This is a genomic window from Bradyrhizobium valentinum, assembly GCF_001440405.1.
In the GTDB taxonomy this organism is placed as follows: Bacteria; Pseudomonadota; Alphaproteobacteria; order Rhizobiales; family Xanthobacteraceae; genus Bradyrhizobium; species Bradyrhizobium valentinum.
In genome coordinates this window covers 1-19,813 of sequence record NZ_LLXX01000087.1, presented here as the reverse complement: position 1 = coordinate 19,813, position 19,813 = coordinate 1, and the positions used below count along the sequence as shown (strand labels likewise).

At 63.6% G+C, this 19,813-nt stretch carries 22 protein-coding genes; 13 read left to right on the top strand and 9 right to left on the bottom strand.

Going from position 1 to position 19,813, the window contains the following annotated elements; genetic code table 11:
• Positions 1 to 109: 109 nt before the first annotated feature.
• Positions 110 to 1,648: a YifB family Mg chelatase-like AAA ATPase gene (locus tag CP49_RS13260; protein WP_057850694.1), complete on the top strand. Its 1,539-nt coding sequence runs from the start codon at positions 110 to 112 to the stop codon at positions 1,646 to 1,648.
• Between the two features lie 29 nt (positions 1,649 to 1,677).
• On the opposite strand, the gene CP49_RS13255 is transcribed toward CP49_RS13260, so the two are convergent.
• Both CP49_RS13255 and CP49_RS13250 read right to left on the bottom strand, forming a co-directional pair.
• Complete coding sequence (locus CP49_RS13255) at positions 1,678 to 2,157, bottom strand: DUF2269 family protein (protein WP_057850693.1); 480 nt, start codon at positions 2,155 to 2,157, stop codon at positions 1,678 to 1,680.
• Positions 2,157 to 3,431, bottom strand: coding sequence for an SDR family oxidoreductase (locus CP49_RS13250; RefSeq protein WP_057850692.1), 1,275 nt, complete (start codon positions 3,429 to 3,431; stop codon positions 2,157 to 2,159). The genes CP49_RS13255 and CP49_RS13250 overlap by 1 nt, the downstream gene beginning before the upstream one ends.
• Before the next feature lie 601 nt (positions 3,432 to 4,032).
• On the opposite strand from CP49_RS13250, the gene napE reads away from it, so the two are divergent.
• The 8 genes from napE to CP49_RS13210 all read left to right on the top strand — a co-directional run bounded on the left by napE (position 4,033) and on the right by CP49_RS13210 (position 11,587).
• Positions 4,033 to 4,230, top strand: a complete 198-nt coding sequence (gene napE / locus CP49_RS13245; protein ID WP_057850704.1) for a periplasmic nitrate reductase, NapE protein — start codon at positions 4,033 to 4,035, stop codon at positions 4,228 to 4,230.
• A 7-nt stretch (positions 4,231 to 4,237) separates the two neighbouring features.
• Positions 4,238 to 4,519, top strand: coding sequence for a 4Fe-4S dicluster domain-containing protein (locus CP49_RS13240; RefSeq protein ID WP_082646006.1), 282 nt, complete (start codon positions 4,238 to 4,240; stop codon positions 4,517 to 4,519).
• On the top strand, positions 4,516 to 4,779 hold the full coding sequence (locus CP49_RS13235) for a chaperone NapD (protein WP_057850690.1): 264 nt from the start codon (positions 4,516 to 4,518) through the stop codon (positions 4,777 to 4,779). The genes CP49_RS13240 and CP49_RS13235 overlap by 4 nt, the downstream gene beginning before the upstream one ends.
• A gap of 3 nt (positions 4,780 to 4,782) precedes the next feature.
• Positions 4,783 to 7,278 (top strand): periplasmic nitrate reductase subunit alpha, encoded by a 2,496-nt coding sequence (gene napA, locus CP49_RS13230; RefSeq protein WP_057850689.1) that lies wholly within the window; start codon positions 4,783 to 4,785, stop codon positions 7,276 to 7,278.
• The gene (locus CP49_RS13225; RefSeq protein ID WP_057850688.1) at positions 7,251 to 7,748 is read left to right on the top strand and encodes a nitrate reductase cytochrome c-type subunit; all 498 of its coding nucleotides are present in this window, start codon (positions 7,251 to 7,253) and stop codon (positions 7,746 to 7,748) included. The genes napA and CP49_RS13225 overlap by 28 nt, the downstream gene beginning before the upstream one ends.
• Before the next feature lie 9 nt (positions 7,749 to 7,757).
• Complete coding sequence (locus CP49_RS13220) at positions 7,758 to 8,450, top strand: cytochrome c3 family protein (protein WP_057850687.1); 693 nt, start codon at positions 7,758 to 7,760, stop codon at positions 8,448 to 8,450.
• A 291-nt stretch (positions 8,451 to 8,741) separates the two neighbouring features.
• Entirely contained in the window at positions 8,742 to 9,209 is a 468-nt protein-coding gene (locus CP49_RS13215) for a hypothetical protein (RefSeq protein ID WP_057850686.1), read from the top strand.
• Between the two features lie 143 nt (positions 9,210 to 9,352).
• Positions 9,353 to 11,587 (top strand): PAS domain-containing hybrid sensor histidine kinase/response regulator, encoded by a 2,235-nt coding sequence (locus tag CP49_RS13210; RefSeq protein WP_057850685.1) that lies wholly within the window; start codon positions 9,353 to 9,355, stop codon positions 11,585 to 11,587.
• 250 nt (positions 11,588 to 11,837) lie between these two features.
• Here CP49_RS13210 and coaA read toward each other — a convergent pair whose 3' ends face one another.
• The 7 genes from coaA to hisB form a co-directional block, all read right to left on the bottom strand.
• Complete coding sequence (gene coaA / locus CP49_RS13205) at positions 11,838 to 12,794, bottom strand: type I pantothenate kinase (RefSeq protein WP_057850684.1); 957 nt, start codon at positions 12,792 to 12,794, stop codon at positions 11,838 to 11,840.
• A 15-nt stretch (positions 12,795 to 12,809) separates the two neighbouring features.
• Positions 12,810 to 13,133, bottom strand: a complete 324-nt coding sequence (locus tag CP49_RS13200) for a phosphoribosyl-ATP diphosphatase (protein WP_057850683.1) — start codon at positions 13,131 to 13,133, stop codon at positions 12,810 to 12,812.
• A gap of 83 nt (positions 13,134 to 13,216) precedes the next feature.
• Entirely contained in the window at positions 13,217 to 13,993 is a 777-nt protein-coding gene (hisF, locus tag CP49_RS13195) for an imidazole glycerol phosphate synthase subunit HisF (protein ID WP_057850682.1), read from the bottom strand.
• A gap of 10 nt (positions 13,994 to 14,003) precedes the next feature.
• Complete coding sequence (hisA, locus tag CP49_RS13190; protein WP_197423101.1) at positions 14,004 to 14,747, bottom strand: 1-(5-phosphoribosyl)-5-[(5-phosphoribosylamino)methylideneamino]imidazole-4-carboxamide isomerase; 744 nt, start codon at positions 14,745 to 14,747, stop codon at positions 14,004 to 14,006.
• Positions 14,735 to 15,385 (bottom strand): imidazole glycerol phosphate synthase subunit HisH, encoded by a 651-nt coding sequence (gene hisH, locus CP49_RS13185; protein WP_057850681.1) that lies wholly within the window; start codon positions 15,383 to 15,385, stop codon positions 14,735 to 14,737. Before hisH ends, hisA begins: the two co-directional genes overlap by 13 nt.
• On the bottom strand, positions 15,382 to 15,915 hold the full coding sequence (locus tag CP49_RS13180) for a DUF2628 domain-containing protein (protein WP_057850680.1): 534 nt from the start codon (positions 15,913 to 15,915) through the stop codon (positions 15,382 to 15,384). The genes hisH and CP49_RS13180 overlap by 4 nt, the downstream gene beginning before the upstream one ends.
• A gap of 39 nt (positions 15,916 to 15,954) precedes the next feature.
• On the bottom strand, positions 15,955 to 16,548 hold the full coding sequence (hisB, locus tag CP49_RS13175; protein ID WP_057850679.1) for an imidazoleglycerol-phosphate dehydratase HisB: 594 nt from the start codon (positions 16,546 to 16,548) through the stop codon (positions 15,955 to 15,957).
• Between the two features lie 191 nt (positions 16,549 to 16,739).
• Here hisB and hslV point away from each other — a divergent pair, with 191 nt between their 5' ends.
• The 4 genes from hslV to hslU are packed head-to-tail and all read left to right on the top strand — an operon-like array spanning position 16,740 to position 19,755.
• A complete protein-coding gene (gene hslV / locus CP49_RS13170; RefSeq protein WP_057850678.1) occupies positions 16,740 to 17,291 on the top strand; it encodes an ATP-dependent protease subunit HslV in 552 nt (183 codons plus the stop codon).
• A gap of 16 nt (positions 17,292 to 17,307) precedes the next feature.
• Positions 17,308 to 17,793 (top strand): GNAT family N-acetyltransferase, encoded by a 486-nt coding sequence (locus CP49_RS13165; RefSeq protein ID WP_057850677.1) that lies wholly within the window; start codon positions 17,308 to 17,310, stop codon positions 17,791 to 17,793.
• The gene (locus CP49_RS13160) at positions 17,790 to 18,401 is read left to right on the top strand and encodes a DUF2585 domain-containing protein (RefSeq protein WP_057850676.1); all 612 of its coding nucleotides are present in this window, start codon (positions 17,790 to 17,792) and stop codon (positions 18,399 to 18,401) included. The genes CP49_RS13165 and CP49_RS13160 overlap by 4 nt, the downstream gene beginning before the upstream one ends.
• 52 nt (positions 18,402 to 18,453) lie before the next feature.
• The gene (gene hslU / locus CP49_RS13155) at positions 18,454 to 19,755 is read left to right on the top strand and encodes an ATP-dependent protease ATPase subunit HslU (protein WP_057850675.1); all 1,302 of its coding nucleotides are present in this window, start codon (positions 18,454 to 18,456) and stop codon (positions 19,753 to 19,755) included.
• Positions 19,756 to 19,813 lie beyond the last annotated feature (58 nt).

Genomic DNA, 19,813 nt, shown 5'->3' with positions numbered 1-19,813 from the left:
TCTGTTGATGCAAGAGCTGCGTATGAGCCTTTTGCACCTACGTTCCCCTAATGTTCTTGACTTACCCTCCGGTTCCCCGCTACCTTCGATTGCGTCACGAGGGGCAGGCATGGTTGCGCCGGTTTCTACGGTAGCCTTTGAGGGGATCGAGGCCCGCGCGGTCGACGTGCAGGTGCAGGTCGCGCCGGGGTTGCCGGCGTTTGCGATCGTCGGCCTGCCGGACAAGGCGGTGTCGGAGGCGCGCGAGCGGGTGCGCTCGGCGCTGATCGCCTCGGGGCTCGCCCTGCCCGCGCGCCGGATCACCGTCAATCTCGCACCGGCCGACGTCCCGAAGGAAGGCAGCCATTATGACTTGCCGATTGCGCTTGGGCTGATGGCGGCAATTGGCGCGATCCCGCCGGACGCGCTCAACGGTTTTACGGTGCTCGGCGAGCTCGGGCTCGACGGATCGATCGCCCCCGTCGCGGGTGTGTTGCCGGCCGCGATCGGCGCGAATGCGCGCGAGGAAGGCCTGATTTGTCCGGCGGCGTGCGGGACGGAAGCGGCCTGGGCTAGCCCGGACATCCAGATCATCGCGGCAAAGTCGCTGATCCAGATCGCCAACCACTTCAAGGGCACGCAGGTGCTGTCGCGCCCACAGCCGAAAGTGCACGAGCAGGAAGCGACGCTGCTCGATCTGCGCGACATCAAGGGCCAGGAGAGTGCAAAACGCGCGCTCGAACTCGCCGCGGCCGGCGGGCATCATTTGCTCATGATCGGCTCGCCGGGCGCGGGCAAATCGATGCTGGCGGCGCGGCTGCCCTCGATCCTGCCGCCGCTGTCGCCATCCGAACTATTGGAAGTGTCGATGATCGCCTCCGTCGCCGGCGAAATCCGCGACGGCGCGTTGACGGCACGGCGGCCGTTCCGCGCGCCCCATCATTCCGCCAGTATGGCCGCGCTGACCGGCGGTGGCATGCGCGCAAAACCCGGCGAGATTTCGCTGGCGCATCAGGGCGTGCTGTTCCTCGACGAACTGCCGGAGTTCGATCCGCGCGTTTTGGATTCGCTGCGCCAGCCGCTGGAGAACGGCGAGGTCTCGGTGTCGCGCGCCAACCACCGCGTCACCTATCCCGCGCGCTTCATGCTGGTCGCGGCAATGAACCCGTGCCGCTGCGGCCATGCCTATGAGCCCGGCTATGCCTGCAAGCGCGCGCCCGTCGATCGCTGCACATCGGATTACCAGATGCGTATCTCCGGCCCGCTGATGGACCGCATCGATCTGCGCATCGAGGTCCCGGCGGTGACTGCCGCCGACCTGATCCTGCCGCCGCCCGCCGAAGGCTCCGCGGAAGTCGCCGCCCGTGTCGCCGCCGCCCGCGACATCCAGCTTGCGCGCTATGCCGCCGCCGGTATGCCGCATATCCGCACCAATGCTGAAGCGCCGGCCTCGCTGCTGGAGACAATCGCGCAGCCGGACGCGCAAGGACAAAAGCTGCTGCGCGACGCCGCCGAGACCATGAAGCTGACCGCGCGCGGCTATCACCGCGTGCTCCGCGTCGCGCGCACCCTCGCCGACCTCGACGGCGCGGAAAAGATCGGCCGGCTGCATCTGGCCGAAGCGCTGTCCTATCGCGCGCTGGCCGAGGATTTGCGGCGGGCGGCATAAGCTGCGCCCGTGTCGCACAGAACCGAAAATCAATCCCAATAGGGAATGACGGGCCGGGCAATCATCAGCCAGAAGATCATGAGCACCGCAGCGAACGCCGGAAACCCGAAGGCGAACCACCAGCGGAAAAGCCGGTGATACTCGGCAGGCAGCTTGGCGTTCGTCTCGACGGCGCGGATGGCAAGATCGCGCATCCGCATCTGCATCCAGACGACAGGCAACCAGAAGGCGCCGGTCACCAGATAGAGCACAATGGACGCTGCGATCCATCCATCGCCGAGCGAATAGCCGCTCGACCAGGCGAGCCAGACCCCGGTGATCGGCTGAAGCGCCACGGCGCTCGCCGTAAACAGAAAATCGGCCAGCACCACGGTGCGCGCAACGCCGGCTATCTCGCGCGGGTCGCCGCGCAGATGCGCCACCAGCATGAAGAAGGCAATGCCGGCGCCGGTGCCGAGCAGGACGGCGGCGCCGATGATATGCGTCATCTTGAGGACCAAATAGAGCATCAGCGATCCTCCCGGATCGCCATGGCCACCAGGTTGAGGATCAGTACCGGCCAGATCTTCAGCATGGGGCCGAGCGGATCGGCCCATAATCGCGGCACCAGCGCCGTCCCGATCACGACATAGACAAGCGAGATGATGAGCGCTGCCCAGAGGCCATAGCGGCTCGCAGGCCGCCAAAGAATGGCCACGCCGATCACGATGTCGGCGAGGGCTCCCGCGATGACAGTGAGTGCGGCGAAGTTTTCTTGAAGCCCGCCCTCCCGCAGCAACGACATGCCGATCTCCCAGCCCGGACCGAGCGAGATGATGCCGGTGACGATCCAGAACAGGCCGAAGACGCCGAATATCAGCGGCTTCAGTGCGTATAACCGCGCAAACCAGCGTTCCTGTACCGAGGCCGGCTCGCTTGCGACGGCGGCCTGGAGGTCGCGCGGCGCAATTCCCGTCGCCTGACGCCACGGCTCGGGGTCGCCAGTCGCCCCGCGCCGCATTTCCGCCTGTGCCGTTGAGTTGACGGGCGTGGACCAGCCCAGCATCTGCGCCAGGTCTCCCGCGCGGTACGACATGGATGCTGCCCACACCGGTAGTCGCAAACGGTAAGCCGGCCGCCATCGCAGCCAGCGACGAAACACGGCGACGGCATCGCTGAATACCATCTGCCGCGGGCCTGCCAGATCCAGTGTCACGCGCGAGGGCGCCCCCGGCTTCAGAAAGAAGACAACGGTCTCGACCACATCATCCAGATACACCGGTTGAATCGGCGCCGTATCGGGCATCACAGGCAGAACCGGTAGTGAGGCAAGCCCCCGCAACAGTGCGCTGCCGCCATAGGCCGCCCTGCCCACCACGACGGAAGGCCGCAGCACGACCCAATCGAGATCGCGTGACATCAACGCGGCTTCGCCCTCCTGCCTGGTGCGCGAAAAGTCGCTTCGCGCCTCGCGATCGGTGCCGATTGCCGAGAAAAGGATTACGCGGCGGACGCCTTCGCTTTCGCAAGCGGCGTAAAGCGCGGCGCTGCCGGCAACATGGACGCCCTGCATATCCTGTCCCTGCAGCGCGCCCGCCGCATTGATGACGGCGTCGACGCCTTCAAGAACGGGCTTCCACCTGGAGGCGTCGGTCGCCTGTGCGATGTCGAGCGCGACGTGATGCACTCCCGGCGTTCCCGTTGGATGGCGCGATACCAATACGCAGTCATGCCCTTCGGCGAAAAGGCGTGCGTGGATCGCCGATCCGATAAGGCCCGTCCCGCCGATGATCAGGATACGCATCGGACTGGTCCTTCGCTCGCCGTTCGCGGTAACGCAAACTGCGGATCAGTTCCTCCAGGTACGGCAGACTCCTGCCAGCCATTCGTTTTCTCGATGTGGGCGGCGCGATGACAGAGATAATCGGCAAAGCCGTCAGCCAGCCAAAGCGGCAGGACAAAATACTTCAGCATCCCACGCAGGACCTCATCGGCCCCCATCGACACCTCCCGTGACAGGATTGAAGATAAGTCACGGAATTCGGACAACGTTCCTGGCCGCCGTCGCCTCGACGGCGCAGGAAAATCGGCCGGCTGCATCTGGCGGGGGTGTTGTCCTATCGCGCGCTGGGCGATGATTTGCGGCGGGCGGCCTAGTGCATTGCACAATCGCTGCTTCGCCCAGCGACCGCAGAGATCTTTAAACAAACTTGAGCGTTTGCCGCCTTCGTTTGACCTGGATCAATGAGGGACGCTTGAGCCCCGGCATTCTGGCCGCCCGTACGCGCGCGATTGCATTATTGCGCTCCATCCGACGACGATCTGCAGGCGCCAAAACATCCAACCTCGCGGGGAACGTGTGGCAGGCTCAAGAATTGTTCGATTTCGACGGCGGTGATCGTTTCATGTCCGACACCCTAGACAAAAATGATGCGCGGCCCGACGGTGCGCATCGCTTCGGCCGGCGCGCGGAATTGATCGTATTCGCCGTCATCGCCGCCTTCATCTGGCCGGTGGTCGCCGTTGGCGTGGTCGGCGGATACGGTTTTCTGGTCTGGATGTCCCAACTGATCCTCGGGCCGCCCGGCCCTCCGGGGACGTGAGGTCACCATGGAAAACCAGGGACCTTCGCGCCGGGCATTGTTTCGCGGTCGGTTCCTTTCCAAACCCGTGGCGGTGATCGGCGGCGACTGTCTCGCCGAGGCCGGCATCGTCTGCCGCTCCTGCGGCGATGCCTGCGGCGAAGTCGCCATTCGTTTCCGTCCCAGAATTGGACTGCCGCCGCAGGCAATCGTCAATGAGGCCGCCTGCACCGGATGCGGCGAATGCGTCGGGGCGTGCCCGGGCGCCGCTATCACGCTGGGCGCCGCCCACCGGGAAAGCGTTCCATGACCGAGGAAGCGACCATTCACATCTCAAGCGCGGTGGTGTCGGTGCTGCCGGACCGGCGGGATGAAGTGTTGCGCATGCTCGCGGCTCTTCCCGACGTCGAGGTCCATCACGCCGACGCCTCCAAGATCGTCATCGTCATGGAAGCAGCGGACAGCGGAATCCTCGGTGGACGCCTTGCCGAAATCGCATGCTGGCAGGGCGTTCTGTCGGCGAACATGGTGTTCGAGCAGGTCGAGCGCCTCGCCGGTACCGGAGGCTAGAACATGTCACTCTCGCGACGCGAGTTATTGAAGGCGCAGGCCGCCGCCGTCGCCGCTGCGGCCGCCGGCATGACCGTTCCCGCGGTGGCGCAGCCGGTGGCAGGCGGCGTCGGCTCGCTGGAGATCAAATGGTCGAAGGCGCCGTGCCGCTTCTGCGGCACCGGTTGCGGGGTGATGGTCGGCGTCAAGGAAGGCAAGGTCGTCGCGACCCACGGCGATACGCTCGCCGAGGTCAATCGCGGGCTCAACTGCATCAAGGGATATTTTCTTTCCAAGATCATGTATGGCGGCGACCGGCTGACGACGCCGCTGTTGCGCAAGAAGGGCGGCGTGTTCGACAAGAGCGGCGAACTGACGCCGGTGTCATGGGACGAGGCCTTCGACGTGATGGCCGCCCGCGCCAAGGCGGTGCTGAAGGAGAATGGGCCGACCGCGATCGGTATGCTCGGCTCGGGACAATGGACCGCCTACGAAGGCTACGCCGCCACCAAACTGATGCGGGCCGGCTTTCGCTCGAATAACCTTGATCCGAATGCCCGCCACTGCATGGCGTCGGCGGCGTACGCCTTCATGCGCACCTTCGGCATGGACGAACCGATGGGCTGCTACGATGATTTCGAGGCGGCAGACGCGTTCGTGCTGTGGGGCTCGAACATGGCCGAGATGCACCCGATCCTCTGGACGCGGCTCACCGACCGGCGATTGAGCCATCCGCATGTCAAGGTGGCGGTTCTCTCGACGTTCACCCACCGAAGCTCCGATCTCGCCGATATCCCGATCGTGTTCAAGCCGGGCACGGATTTGGCGATCCTGAACTACATCGCCAACCACATCATCTCGACCGGACGGGCCAACCAGGATTTCGTCAAGAACCACACGGCGTTCGTGAAGGGCACGGTCGACATCGGCTACGGATTGCGCCCGGACCACCCGCTTGAAGTCAAAGCCAAGGGCGCGGCGACAGCGGGCGCGACGCAGCCGATCGATTTTGATGCCTATGCAGCCTTTGTGAAGGATTACACGCTCGAGAAAGTTTCCGAGCTGACCGGCGTCGAACGCGGTTTCCTGCAGGAGCTCGCCGAACTCTATGCCGATCCGAAGCGCAAGGTGATGTCGCTTTGGACGATGGGATTCAACCAGCATGTTCGCGGCGTGTGGGCCAATCAGCTCGTCTACAATCTGCATCTGCTGACAGGGAAGATTTCCGAGCCCGGCAACTCGCCGTTCTCGCTGACGGGGCAGCCATCCGCCTGCGGCACAGCCCGCGAAGTCGGCACGTTCGCACATCGATTGCCTGCTGACATGACGGTCACCAATCCGGAGCACCGCAAGCGCACCGAGGAAATCTGGCGCGTCCCGCACGGCATCATTCCGGACAAGCCGGGTTACCACGCGGTCGAACAGGACCGGATGCTGCGCGACGGCAAGCTGAATTTTTACTGGATCCAGGTGAACAACAACCTGCAGGCCGCCCCGAATAGTTCGCGCGAGACCTATCCCGGTTACCGGAATCCGGACAACTTCATCGTCGTTTCGGACGCCTACCCGACTGTCACCGCGATGGCCGCCGATCTCGTTCTCCCTGCGGCGATGTGGGTCGAAAAGGAAGGCATGTATGGCAACGCGGAGCGCCGCACCCATGTGTGGCGGCAACTCGTCAACGCGCCGGGGGACGCACGCTCCGACCTCTGGCAGATGATGGAGTTTTCGAAGCGCTTCACCACCGACGAGGTGTGGCCGGCGCAGGTCCTGGCCGACAATCCCAATTACCGCGGCAGGACGCTGTTCGACGCGTTGTTCCGGAACGGCATGGTCGACAAGTTCGCAACCACCGAAATCCCCGTCGAGTACGAAAACAGCGAAGCCAAGGCTTTCGGATTCTACGTGCAGAAGGGTCTGTTCGAGGAATACGCCGAATTCGGCCGCGGCCATGGCCACGACCTCGCACCCTTCGATACCTATCACGAAGTACGGGGATTGCGATGGCCCGTCGTCAACGGCAAGGAAACGAAGTGGCGTTACCGGGAAGGCCTCGATCCCTACGTCAAGCCGGGCAAGGGAATAGATTTCTACGGCCAGCCAGACGGGCGCGCCAGGATCATTGCGGTGCCCTACGAGCCGCCCGCGGAATCTCCCGACAAGGAATACGATATCTGGCTGGTCACGGGCCGAGTGCTCGAGCATTGGCACTCGGGATCGATGACCATGCGGGTGCCCGAGCTCTACAAGGCGTTTCCCGGTGCTCGGGTATTCATGCATGCGGAGGACGCGCGCTCCAGAGGCATCAATCAGGGCGCCGAGGTCCGGGTAGTTTCGCGGCGCGGCGAAATCCGCACCCGGGTGGATACTAAGGGGCGCAACCGGATGCCCCGGGGCGTCGTGTTCGTTCCCTGGTTCGATGCCAGCCAACTCATCAACAAGGCGACGCTCGACGCAACGGATCCCATTTCCAAGCAGGCGGACTTCAAGAAATGCGCGGTCAAGATCATCCTGGTATGAAAAGATTCCGCCTCTCCGTTGCTGGCGCGCTGCTCGGCGGCATGCTGGTGTTCGCCTGCGGCGCAATCTACGCGCAGAACGCGCCCCAGATCGTGCCGCGGGTTACCGGAGCCGCCGCACCGATGGGAGATGTGCGGACACCGCCCCTGGCGCGGCCGATCGTCGATGACAAGCGGGTAATGCGCAACTATCCGGAGCAGCCGCCGATCATCCCGCACTCCATCGAGAACTATCAGCTTACGCTCAAGACCAATCGCTGCCTCGACTGTCACCGCCGACAGTACACTGAAGGCTCGGGCGCGCCGATGATCAGCGTCACCCACTTCATGGACCGCGACGGCCAGGTCCTCGCCGACGTGACTCCCCGGCGATACTTTTGCACCGCGTGCCACGTCCAGCAAACAGATGCACGGCCGCTCGTTCCAAGCACGTTCAAGGATATGCTTCTCGTCGGTTCCGGGAAGAAGTGAGAACCGTCGATGCAGCGGATCAAGTCATTCCTGATCTGGTTCTGGCAGATCGCCAGCCGTCCCAGCGCACATCTGAGCCTCGGTTTCCTCGCGTTGGGCGGCTTCGTCTGCGGCGTGTTGTTCTGGGGCGCCTTCAACACCGCGCTGGAGATCACCAACACAGAGAAGTTCTGCACCTCGTGTCACGAAATGCACAACAACGTCTTTCAGGAGTTGCAGCACACCCCGCACTTCTCGAACCGTTCGGGCGTCCGAGCCAGTTGTCCGGACTGCCACGTTCCACATAACTGGACCGACAAGATCGCCCGCAAGATGCAGGCCTCGAAAGAGGTCTGGGGCAAGATCTTCGGCACGATCGATACAAGGCAGAAATTTCAGGATATGCGGCTCGAGCTCGCCAAGCACGAATGGGCGCGGCTCAAGGCCAACGATTCACTGGAGTGCCGCAATTGCCATTCCGCGGTCGCCATGGATTTCACCAAGCAGACGCGGCGGGCTTCAGAAATCCATGCCAGATTTCTCGTAACCGGCGAAAGAACCTGCATCGATTGCCACAAGGGCATCGCACATGAACTGCCCGACATGACCGGCGTCGAGCCGGGCTGGCAGGCTCCGCCCGAACTGCGGGACCGCCAGAGCTTTCGCGAGAATCCACGCGACGAACTGGTGCGATATCTCGCATCGACCGGAGCGGAACGGTAACGCGCGTTCGGACGTTTGAAGCTCCGGCTAGCTTCAATGCATCTGGCCTCGGCACCGCGCAAAACTGCCACGTCATTGCGAGCGGAGCGAAGCAATCCACGTCTCCACTTGCCGCGCGATGGATTGCTTCGCTCCGCTCGCAATGACGATTTGGAGACCGCGACGCACTCGCAGTAAGGATGCGGCGCTTACAAAAAGCAACCCATGTCAACGCGGCGGTAACTAGTTTCCTTCACCCTCCACCAACCATAAGCCCCGTGTTGCGGGTCTGTGCCTGGCGAGTAGCGTGTCATGTTGCGTTTGAAGATCCTGGCCTCGGTGATTCCGCTGGCGATTGCCGCTTTGTTCGCACGCGGCGAGTTTTTGGCCGGGCCGCGGCCCTGCATTCAGATATCAGGCACTTCCGTCCAGATCGCCACCCTCTCCTGGCAGGCGCACCGGCATGTCAGCTTCACCGACGATCCCTCCCGCGCGACCGTGCGGGTCCAGATCTCCGACAACGCGGAAGCGGCCGACTTCACCGTGATCGACGACATCGATACGACGGAGGCCGGCGCTTGTAAGAGCGATGCGCCGCCGCGGCTGGTCGCGATCTCCCGCGCTCGTACGGGCTCCGACCCCGTCATCTATCTTTCCAGGGATGGACCGGCCGACTACCGTATCTTCGTGTCCTCGAACAGCTTTTCGCTGCTCGATGCCGCCGCCCTGATCGTCGGTGCCCGCGGCGAGCACCACCGCGTCGAAGCGGCGTCGCTTTAACACTCTATTTACCCTGTTCTCATCGCGGTCGTCACGCGCTGGGAGCCTCAAGCACTTTGCAACGTCGGCGACGCATCGTCTGCCTCATAGAGGCGGCGAAGCAAGCCGGTTCAATTCAAGCAGCAAGCGCAGGGTCATCGGCGATGGGGCGGACTTTCCGGATCAAACTTCGCTTACGCCGTTTCGGCCGCCGGCATCCGTGGCTCACCTTCACATTTCGCTCCTTCATGATCTTCTCGATCGTGTTCGGCGCCGCCTACGGGTTCATTACCGGAAGCAAGGCGGAAAATTCCGGCTACGACCCGCATGCCTTTGCGATCGGCGTCGCCTTCCTGTTTGCGATCGCCTGCGTCGCGCTCGCCACTTTCAGCGTCCGGCTCCGCCTGATGCGCAAGAAGATGCGCAAGGTCGCCCTGCACAATGAAGCGCTGGCCGACCGGAACTGGGAATTGCAGGAAGCCGAGCAGCGCGCACGCCGCCTGTTCGAATCGCAGGGCGATCTGATCGTGCTGCGCGATGCCGAGGGCCGGATCACCTATGCCAACGACGCCTATTGCGAGCTCGCGCAAATGCCGCAAGACGCGCTGATTGGTGGCCGCTTCGCGCTTGAAGTTCTCGAGCAGGGTGACATCGCGTTAGAGCCGAACGGCACCCGGGTTTACGACCAGCAGGTCGCGGGTCCGCTTGGCCCGCGCTGGATCGCGTGGCGCGAGGGTCTCGTCCGCAACGACGCCGGGGGACCGGCGGAAATGCAGAGCGTCGGCCGCGACGTCACCGATCGCACCGAAAGCGAGCGCGCGCTGACGGAAGCCCGCGACCAGGCGGACGCGGCAAGCCGCGCCAAGTCGCGCTTCCTCGCGATGGCGAGCCACGAGATCCGCACGCCGCTCAACGGCATCATCGGCATGAGCGGCCTGTTGATGGACACGCCGCTGACGCCGGAACAGACGACCTATGTCAAGGCAGTGAAGACCTCCGGCGACGCCCTGCTCTCGCTGATCGAGGAGCTCCTGGACTATTCCAAGATCGAGGCCGGCAAGATCGATCTCGAACATCGCCCGTTCGCATTGTCGGGCATGATCGAGGACATCACCGAATTGCTGGCGCCGCGCGCGGAGGCCAAGAAAATCGAGATCGCCGCCTATGTCGACGATCGGCTGCCGACGCAGGTGATCGGCGACGCGGCGCGCTTAAGGCAGGTGCTGCTCAATCTCGCCGGTAACGCCATCAAGTTCACCTCGACCGGCGGCGTCGCCCTGATCGTCGAGCCCGGCATCTGGCCCAATGAAATCAGTTTTCTGGTGCGCGACACCGGCATCGGCATCGCGCCCGAGGCGCGCGAGCGAATCTTCCGCGAGTTCGAGCAGGCCGACGATAGGATCGCCCGCAGCTATGGCGGCACCGGCCTCGGCCTCAGCATCTCTGACCGCATCGTCAAGCGCATGGGCGGCCGCATCACACTGGAGACCCAGCCCGGCGCCGGCTCGACATTCGAAGTGTCGGTCCCGCTCGCCGCCGCCGACGGCGAACAAACGTCCTTCACGGCGCCCGATCTCTCCGGGCAGTCGATTATGCTTGTCTCGCCACAGAGCATCGAGGCCTCGCTGACCGCGCGGCGGCTGCAGCGCTGGGGCGGGCAAACCTGCATGGTGTCCGACGCCGATGTCGCAGAGGTCCTGCTGCCCGAGCGTCCCTGGCATGCCGTGCTGATCGATCACGCGCTGGGGCAGGCCGATATCGAACGGCTCAGCGAAGTCGCGCGCCTTCATGCCACCCAGCGCATCGTGATGTTCACGCCGGCGACGCGGCACGAATTGCAGCCGTCCGACATCTCCGCCCTCACCGGCTATCTGGTCAAGCCGTTACGCACGGCTTCACTCGCGGCCCGCCTGACGGCCGCGCCGGAAGTGGCCGCGCCGAGCCTGGAGCCGGTCATCGACACCATCGAGACGCCTAAGCCGCCGTCGGCCAAGGGCCTGTCGATCCTGGTTGCCGAAGACAATCAGATCAATGCGCTGTTGATCCGCTCGCTGCTCGGCCGGCTCGGCCATGACGCCGTCATCACAACCAACGGCGCCGAAGCGCTGGAGTCCTGGCTGTCGGCGAAATCCGCAGGCACCCCCTATGATCTCGTGCTGATGGACATCCAGATGCCGCAGCTCAACGGCATCGAAACCACCCAGCGGATTCGCGCACTCGAGGCCGGCGAACCGGGCAGCCGGACGCCGATCCTCGCGCTCACCGCCAACACGCTGGTGGAAGACCGCTACGCCTGCTTCGAGGCCGGCATGGACGGATTTTTGATCAAGCCGCTCGATCGCGAAAAGCTCGCCGAAGCGCTCGCCGGCCTCGTCGCGTCCCGGCACATCGCAGCGTGAGGAGTTGGGAGATTCGTAGGGTTGGCAAAGCGACCTGCCCGCCGAAGCTCGTAGAGCGGAGGTGGAAGCGTGCCCACCAACATTGCCAGACCTCATCCCTGAGGAGCGCGTCTTCGCGCGTCTCGAAGGATGAATGGCACCAGCCGGGCCTCGTGGTTCTCCCGGCGATGCGAAGCATCGTCCGGAGACGGCGCTAAAGCGCCTCCTCACCATGAGGGTTTGATGGCTACTATGAGGGTGAGTTGAGCGGCTACAACCGCCGCAGCGCCACCGTCTCGACCAGATGATCGGCGCGTTTTTTCAGGATCAGCGTCGCGCGCGGCCGGGTCGGCAGGATGTTGTCCTCGAGATTGGCGAGGTTGGTGCGCTCCCAAATCGCGATCGCAGTGGCGGTGGCTTCCTCGTCCGAAAGCACCGCGTAGCGATGGAAATACGATTTGGGATCGTGGAACGCGGTATCCCTGAGCGCAAGGAAGCGCCGGACATACCATTCGCGCAGCACCGGCTCGTCGGCATCGATATAGACGGAGAAGTCGAAGAAATCAGACACCACGGGCACGGCCTTGCCATCGCGCGGCAGACGGCCGGTCTGCAGCACGTTGACGCCCTCGACAATCAGTATGTCGGGGCGATCGACCTCGATCCATTCGTTCGGAACGATGTCGTAGACCAGGTGCGAATAGACTGGCGCGCGCACCGGCCGGCGCCCGGCCTTGATGTCAGAGAGAAACGACAGCAGCATCGGCAGATCGTAGCTCTCGGGAAAACCCTTTTTCTGCATCAGGCCCTGCCGCTCGAGCACAGCATTGGGAAACAGGAAGCCGTCGGTCGTCACCAGATCGACCTTGGGCCGCGGCGACCAGCGCGCCAGGAGCGCCTGCAACACGCGCGCGGTGGTCGATTTGCCGACCGCAACCGAGCCGGCGACGCCGATGATGTAGGGCACCTTGCGGTCCCGGATGCCGAGAAACTGGCGCTGCGCCTGATAGAGGCGGTGGGTGGCGTCGACATAGATCGACAGCAGGCGCGACAGCGGCAGATAGATGTCCTCGACCTCCTGCATGTCGAGGCGGTCGTGCATCGAGCGCAGTCGCTCGAATTCGCCCGGCTCCAGCGTCATCGGCGTGTCGTCGCGCAGCCGCGCCCACTGCTCGCGCGTGAAGATGCGGTAGGGATTGTATTGCTGATCGGGGGTGCGGATATCCATGAGCTGCCCTCTCGGCTAGTCGCGCTTGCGCGACGCCTTCTCCTCGAGCCCGGACATCGATGTCCGCTGCGCCAGCGCGGCTTCGACCTCTTCAAGCTTCACGCCACGCGACTTCAGAAGCACCAGCAGGTGGAACAGCAGGTCGGCGCTTTCGGCGACCAAGTGATCCCGATCGTTCTCGACGGCCGCAATCACGGTCTCGACCGCTTCCTCGCCCAGTTTTTTGGCGCAATGCTCTGCGCCCTTGTCGAGCAATTTGCGGGTGTAGGACGCCTCTCCTCCCGATGCGGCCCGTGCATCGATGGTGGCGGCCAGATCATGGATCGTGAAACGCGACATCAACCGAACTCAACACTCGCGCCCGGCCGAAGGCCGCGGCGCCGTCCCAGAGAGGGACTTAGCACTTTTGTGACGAGGAGTCGTCAGGGATCGAGCCGCATCGGCAGCCCGGCGCGCACCATGTGCTCCTTGGCTTGGCGTATGGTAAATTCGCCGAAGTGGAATATCGAGGCGGCCAGCACCGCGGTGGCGTGGCCCTGGCGGATGCCGTCGACGAGATGGTCGAGATTGCCCACGCCGCCGGAGGCGATGACCGGTACGGGGACACTGTCGGCGATTGCCTGCGTCAGCGGCAGGTCGAATCCCTGCCGCGTGCCGTCGCGGTCCATCGAGGTCAGCAGGATTTCACCGGCGCCGAGCGACACCACTTCCTGGGCGTATTCGATGGCATCGATCCCGGTGGAGTTGCGTCCGCCATGGGTAAAGATCTCCCAGCGGTCCGAACCGCCGGCGCGCTTGACCCGCTTGGCGTCGATCGCGACCACGATGCACTGCTCGCCAAACTTTTCGGCCGCCCGCTTGACGAATTCGCGGTTACTGACCGCGGCTGAATTGATCGAGACCTTGTCGGCTCCGTACCGCAGCAGCGTCTTGATGTCGTCGATGGTGCGCACCCCGCCGCCGACCGTCAGCGGCATGAAGCAGGCCTCCGCCGTGCGGCGGACGACATCCAGCATGGTGCCGCGGTTTTCATGGGTCGCGGTAATGTCGAGGAAGCACAATTCATCGGCACCGGCGGCGTCATATGCGATCGCAGCTTCCACCGGATCGCCGGCGTCGCGCAGGTCGACGAAGTTGACGCCCTTGACGACCCGACCGTCCTTGACGTCGAGACAGGGAATGACGCGGACCTTGAACATCACAAAACTCCTAGGCGCGCGCGTTGCGGATCAGCGTCAATGCTGCGGCGGGATCGAGCCGGCCGTCATAGAGCGCGCGGCCGGCAATGGCACCGGCAAGCTTTTTTGCGCGCGGCTCGAGCAGCGCCTTGACGTCCTCGATCGAGGCGAAGCCGCCGGAAGCGATCACGGGGATGGAAATGCGCTCGGCCAGCGCGATCGTCGCATCGAGGTTGAGGCCCTTCAGCAGGCCGTCGCGCGCGATGTCGGTGAAGATGATGGCGGCGACGCCGACATCCTCGAAACGCTGCGCGATTTCGAGCGCGGTCACCTGCGATGTCTCGGCCCAGCCTTCGACGGCGACTTTGCCGTCGCGGGCGTCGAGGCCAACGGCGACGCGGCCGGGAAATTTTTTCGCGGCGCTCTTCACCAACTCCGGATCGCGCACCGCGGCGGTGCCGATGATGACGCGCGCAATGCCCTTATCGAGCCAGGCTTCCACCGTCTTGATATGGCGAATGCCGCCGCCAAGCTGCACCGGCATGGTGACGGCCTTCAGCATCGCTTCGACCGCGAGCGCGTTCATCGGCTTGCCAGCAAAAGCGCCGTCGAGATCGACGACATGCAGATACTCGAACCCCTGCTCGGCGAACGCGCGTGCCTGCGCCGCGGGATCGAGGTTAAACACGGTCGCGCGCGCCATATCACCCTGTTCGAGGCGTACGCACTGGCCGTTTTTCAAGTCAACCGCGGGAAAGAGAATCACGGCTTCCACTTCAAAAAGTTCGAGATCAGGGCCAACCCAAAACGCTGACTCTTCTCGGGGTGAAATTGCGTACCGATCGCGGTGTCCTTGCCCACGATCGCCGTCACCGGCCCGCCGTAGTCGGCGCGCGCCAGCACGTCGGCCTCGTTGGACGCGTTGAGGTGATAGGAATGCACGAAATAGGCATGGCGGCCCTTCGGCCCCAGCGGCAGCCGTTCCAGCACCGGATGCTCGCGGACCAGGTCGAGCGTATTCCAGCCCATGTGCGGGATTTTCAGGTTTTCCTCGCGCGGCGAGATCTTCTCAACGTCGCCTTCAATCCAGTTGAAGCCCTCGGTTACGACGTGCTCCTTGCCGCGCGTCGCCATCAACTGCATGCCGACGCAGATGCCGAAGAAAGGCCGCGCCTTGACGCGCACGGCTTCCGTCATCGCGTCCAGCATGCCGTCCACCGCATCGAGGCCGCGGCGGCAGTCAGCGAAGGCGCCGACGCCGGGCAGCACGATGCGGTCGGCGCGGTACACGGCTTCCGGATCGCGCGTCACCATGACCTTCTGCGGATCTTCCATGCTCCGCGAGGCTCGCTCGAACGCCTTTGCCGCCGAGTGAAGATTGCCGGAGCCGTAATCGACGATTGCAACGGTCATCGCGGCCCTCCCGGCTCCGGAAACAGGCCGATGATTCCGCCTTGCGGCAATGGCGGCGGCGGTTTGGAGAACGGCTGACCCGGAATGTTGCGGGTCGGCGGCGGCGCACCGCGATCGATCGCCCATTGGTCGTTGACCAGGCCGCGCTGCCGGGCCGTCCAACGTTCGAAGAAACGGCGTTCGGCCGTTTCCTCGTCGTCGGCGACTACGATATCGAGCTGGCGCCATTTTCGCCGCGACAATGTCCAGCGCCGCAAACTGGCCGCTTCCAGACCCATCAGGATGGCAATCAGCACGTCAACGGCGAAGATCGTGCCGCGGCTGGCGCCCAGCGCCGACATCCCAAGCTGGACGACGATCATCAGGACGATCCAGCCGATCAGCGCCAGCCACAGCCGATGCCACAGCAGCCAGATCACGCTCGCGACCGCAGCCCAGAAATGGAAGCCGTCGCGGACAAAGACGAACTTATCGGTCGCCGCAAGATCGGCGCCGTTGGCTACGGGAGCATGCACTGTGTAGACCGGCATCGAACCTCTCCGCCGCGAAACAAAAACGCCAACAAGAAATCAGCCGCCGAGCTGACCCTTGGTGGAAGGCACTTCGCCCGCCGCGCGCGGATCGATCGCAACCGCGGCACGGAGCGCCCTCGCCAGACCCTTGAAACAGGATTCGGCGATATGATGGCTGTTCTCGCCATATAGGGTCTCAACGTGCAAAGTCACGCCGGCGTTGATGGTGAAGGCGTTGAACCATTCGCGCACCAATTCGGTGTCGAACGTACCTACCTTGTCGCGCGGAAAATCGACCTTGAACACCAGCACCGGCCGGCCCGAAATGTCGATCACCACGCGCGACAGCGTCTCGTCCATCGGCATGTGGATCGAGGCATAGCGGGTAATGCCGGCCATGGTGCCGAGCGCCTGCTTCACGGCTTGTCCCAGCGCGATCCCGACGTCCTCGGTGGTGTGGTGGTGGTCGACATGGAGGTCGCCATCCGCCTTGACCGTGATGTCGATGCGCGAATGCCGGGCCAAGAGGTCGAGCATGTGGTCGAAAAAGCCGATGCCGGTCGAAACATCGGATACGCCGGTACCGTCGAGGTTCACCGCGACCTCGATATCGGTTTCCTTGGTCTTGCGCTTGATGGACGCTGTGCGCATGAAAATTGCTTCCCTTTGGCCGCTTGGGGCCGAAAACGCGGCCCTTTTAACAGGCCAATATCACCTTCGCTACTGCGGGATGACGCCGAAAGGGCCGAAGTTCGGCCTATGGTGACCGAAATCGACGGCGAAGCGGCGCGATTGTAACCCTGCCCGCAACTCCCTAAATCTGGCCGGACAAGAGGTATTTCATGCAAGCATCAGAGAATAACCTGGCGGTCTGGCACGGCACGACCATTTTGACGGTCCGCAAGGGCGGCAAGGTGGTGATCGGGGGCGATGGCCAGGTCTCAATCGGCCAGACCGTCATCAAGGCCAACGCCAAAAAGGTCCGGAAAATCGGCAAGGGCGACGTAATCGGCGGCTTTGCCGGAGCCACCGCCGACGCCTTCACTCTGTTCGAGCGGCTGGAAAGCAAGCTGGAGCAGTATCCGGGGCAATTGACCCGCGCGGCGGTCGAACTCGCCAAGGACTGGCGGACCGACCGCTATCTGCGTCGCCTCGAGGCGATGATGATCGTCGCCGACAAGGACGTCTCGCTGGTTTTGACCGGCACCGGCGACGTGCTGGAGCCGGAAGCAGGCGTGATGGCGATCGGTTCCGGCGGCAACTATGCCCTGGCGGCCGCTCGCGCCCTGGTCGACACCGACAAGGATGCCGAGACCATCGTGCGCCGCGCGCTCGATATTGCCGCCGACATCTGCGTCTTCACCAACCGCAACGTCACGATCGAAACGCTCTAAGGAAGCTCGTCGATCCATGGCGACGGATTATGCCTTCCGATCAATGACTACAGCCGACCTGCCGCTGATCCGGCAATGGCTCGCACGGCCTCACGTCCGGGAATGGTGGGGCGATCCGTCCGAGCAATATGAGCTCGTGAGTGGCGACCTCGACGAACCGGCGATGGATCAATTCATCGTCTCGGCAGGGAGCAACGATTTCGGCTACCTGCAATGCTACGACCTCACGGCGTGGAATTCGGGTTTTGGCGAGCATCCGCGCGGCACCCGTGGCATCGACCTCTTCATCGGCGAGCCCGACATGATCGAACGCGGCCATGGTTCGGCGTTGATCCGCGCCTTCGCCGACGAGCGCTTGCGGAACGGTGCGCCGCGCATTGTCACCGATCCCGACCCGGCCAATAGCCGGGCCGTTCGTGCCTACGAGAAAGCAGGTTTTGAAAAAGCTGGTATGGTCGATACACCTGATGGCCCCGCTTTATTGATGGTCCGCAACGCATGACTTCGATCAGCAGCATCGGCAACGCGCCAGTCACCCGCACCCTTTCAGGCTGGCAATGGCTATCGATCGCAGCCGGCATCCTCGTAGCTCAAGCCGCCATACTGTACGGGATGGGACGCCTGCCGATCTGCGCCTGCAGCTATGTCAAACTCTGGCACGGCGTGGTGCAGAGTTCGGAAAACTCGCAGCACATCGCCGACTGGTACACGCTCTCGCACATCCTTCACGGCATTCTGTTCTATGGCGCGGCCTTCCTGATGTTTCCTCGCCTCGTCTGGCAGGGCCGACTGATCCTTGCCATGCTGGTGGAAGGCGCCTGGGAACTGGTCGAGAATTCCGACTTGATCATCAACCGCTATCGGGCCGGCACGATCTCGCTGGACTACTTCGGCGATACCATTGTCAACTCGATTTCGGATTCGGTCGCGATGATCGGCGGCTTCCTGCTGGCAAAAAAGCTTCCGGTTGCCATTACTGTGGCGCTTGCGCTGCTGTTCGAGCTCGTGATGGCGCTCCACATTCGCGACAATCTGACGCTCAACATCATCATGCTGATTCACCCCTTCGAGGCGATCAAGCTGTGGCAGGGTGGGCCGCCGATCATCTGATCTGCCTCACCCCCGGCTTGCTCTCGCAACATTGGACGCCTACCTAGGACACATGACCGACTTTTCTCCCCGTGAAATCGTCTCCGAACTCGACCGCTTCATTGTCGGCCAGGCCGACGCCAAGCGCGCAGTGTCGATCGCGCTGCGCAACCGCTGGCGGCGGCTGCAGCTCACCGGCAACTTGCGCGAAGAAGTACTGCCGAAAAACATCCTGATGATCGGCCCGACCGGTGTCGGCAAGACCGAGATCGCGCGGCGGCTGGCGAAATTGGCCGGCGCGCCCTTCATCAAGGTCGAAGCCACGAAATTCACCGAGGTCGGCTATGTCGGCCGCGACGTCGAGCAGATCATCCGCGACCTCGTCGAGGTCGCGATCGTGCAGGTGCGCGAGCGCAAGCGCAAGGACGTGCAGGCCCGCGCGCAGCAGGCCGCCGAAGAGCGCGTGCTGGATGCGCTGGTCGGACCGGCGTCGAGCCCGGCGACCCGCGATTCCTTCCGCAAGAAGCTGCGCGCCGGCGAGCTCAACGACAAGGAAATCGAGATCGAGACGCAATCCTCCGGCGGCATGCCGATGTTCGAAATCCCGGGCATGCCGGGCGCGCAAATGGGCGCGATTTCGATCGGCGATATCTTCGGCAAACTTGGCGGACGGACCAAGACCCGCCGCCTGACGGTGGAAGGCTCGCACGAAATCCTCGTCAACGAGGAGTCGGACAAGCTGCTCGACAATGATCAGCTCGTGCTGGAAGCGATCGCTGCCGTCGAGAACAACGGCATCGTGTTCCTCGACGAGATCGACAAGATCTGCGTGCGCGAAAACCGACTTGGCGGGGATGTCTCGCGCGAAGGCGTGCAGCGCGACCTACTGCCGCTGATCGAAGGCACCACGGTCACGACCAAGCACGGCGCGGTCAAGACCGACCACGTCCTGTTCATCGCCTCGGGCGCGTTCCATATCGCCAAGCCGTCGGACCTGTTGCCGGAGTTGCAGGGCCGCCTGCCGATCCGGGTCGAGCTGGAAGCGCTGACCCGCGACGACATGCGGCGCATCCTGACCGAGCCGGAGGCGTCGCTGATCAAGCAATATGTCGCGCTGATGCAGACCGAAGGTGTCACGCTGGACATCACCGATGACGCGATCGACGCGCTGGCCGACATCGCGGTCGCCGTCAACTCAACGGTGGAAAATATCGGCGCGCGACGCCTGCAAACGGTGATGGAGCGCGTGCTCGACGAGATTTCCTTTGCCGCGCCCGACCGCCACGGCGAGACGGTCAAGGTCGACGCCGACTATGTACAGAAGCACATCGGCGATCTCGCCAAGAACTCGGATCTGAGCCGGTTTATTCTGTAGCTGTCGTAGATCCTATGGGGTGGCAGGTGGTCAGGGGTAAGCTGAGTTTGCGAACACC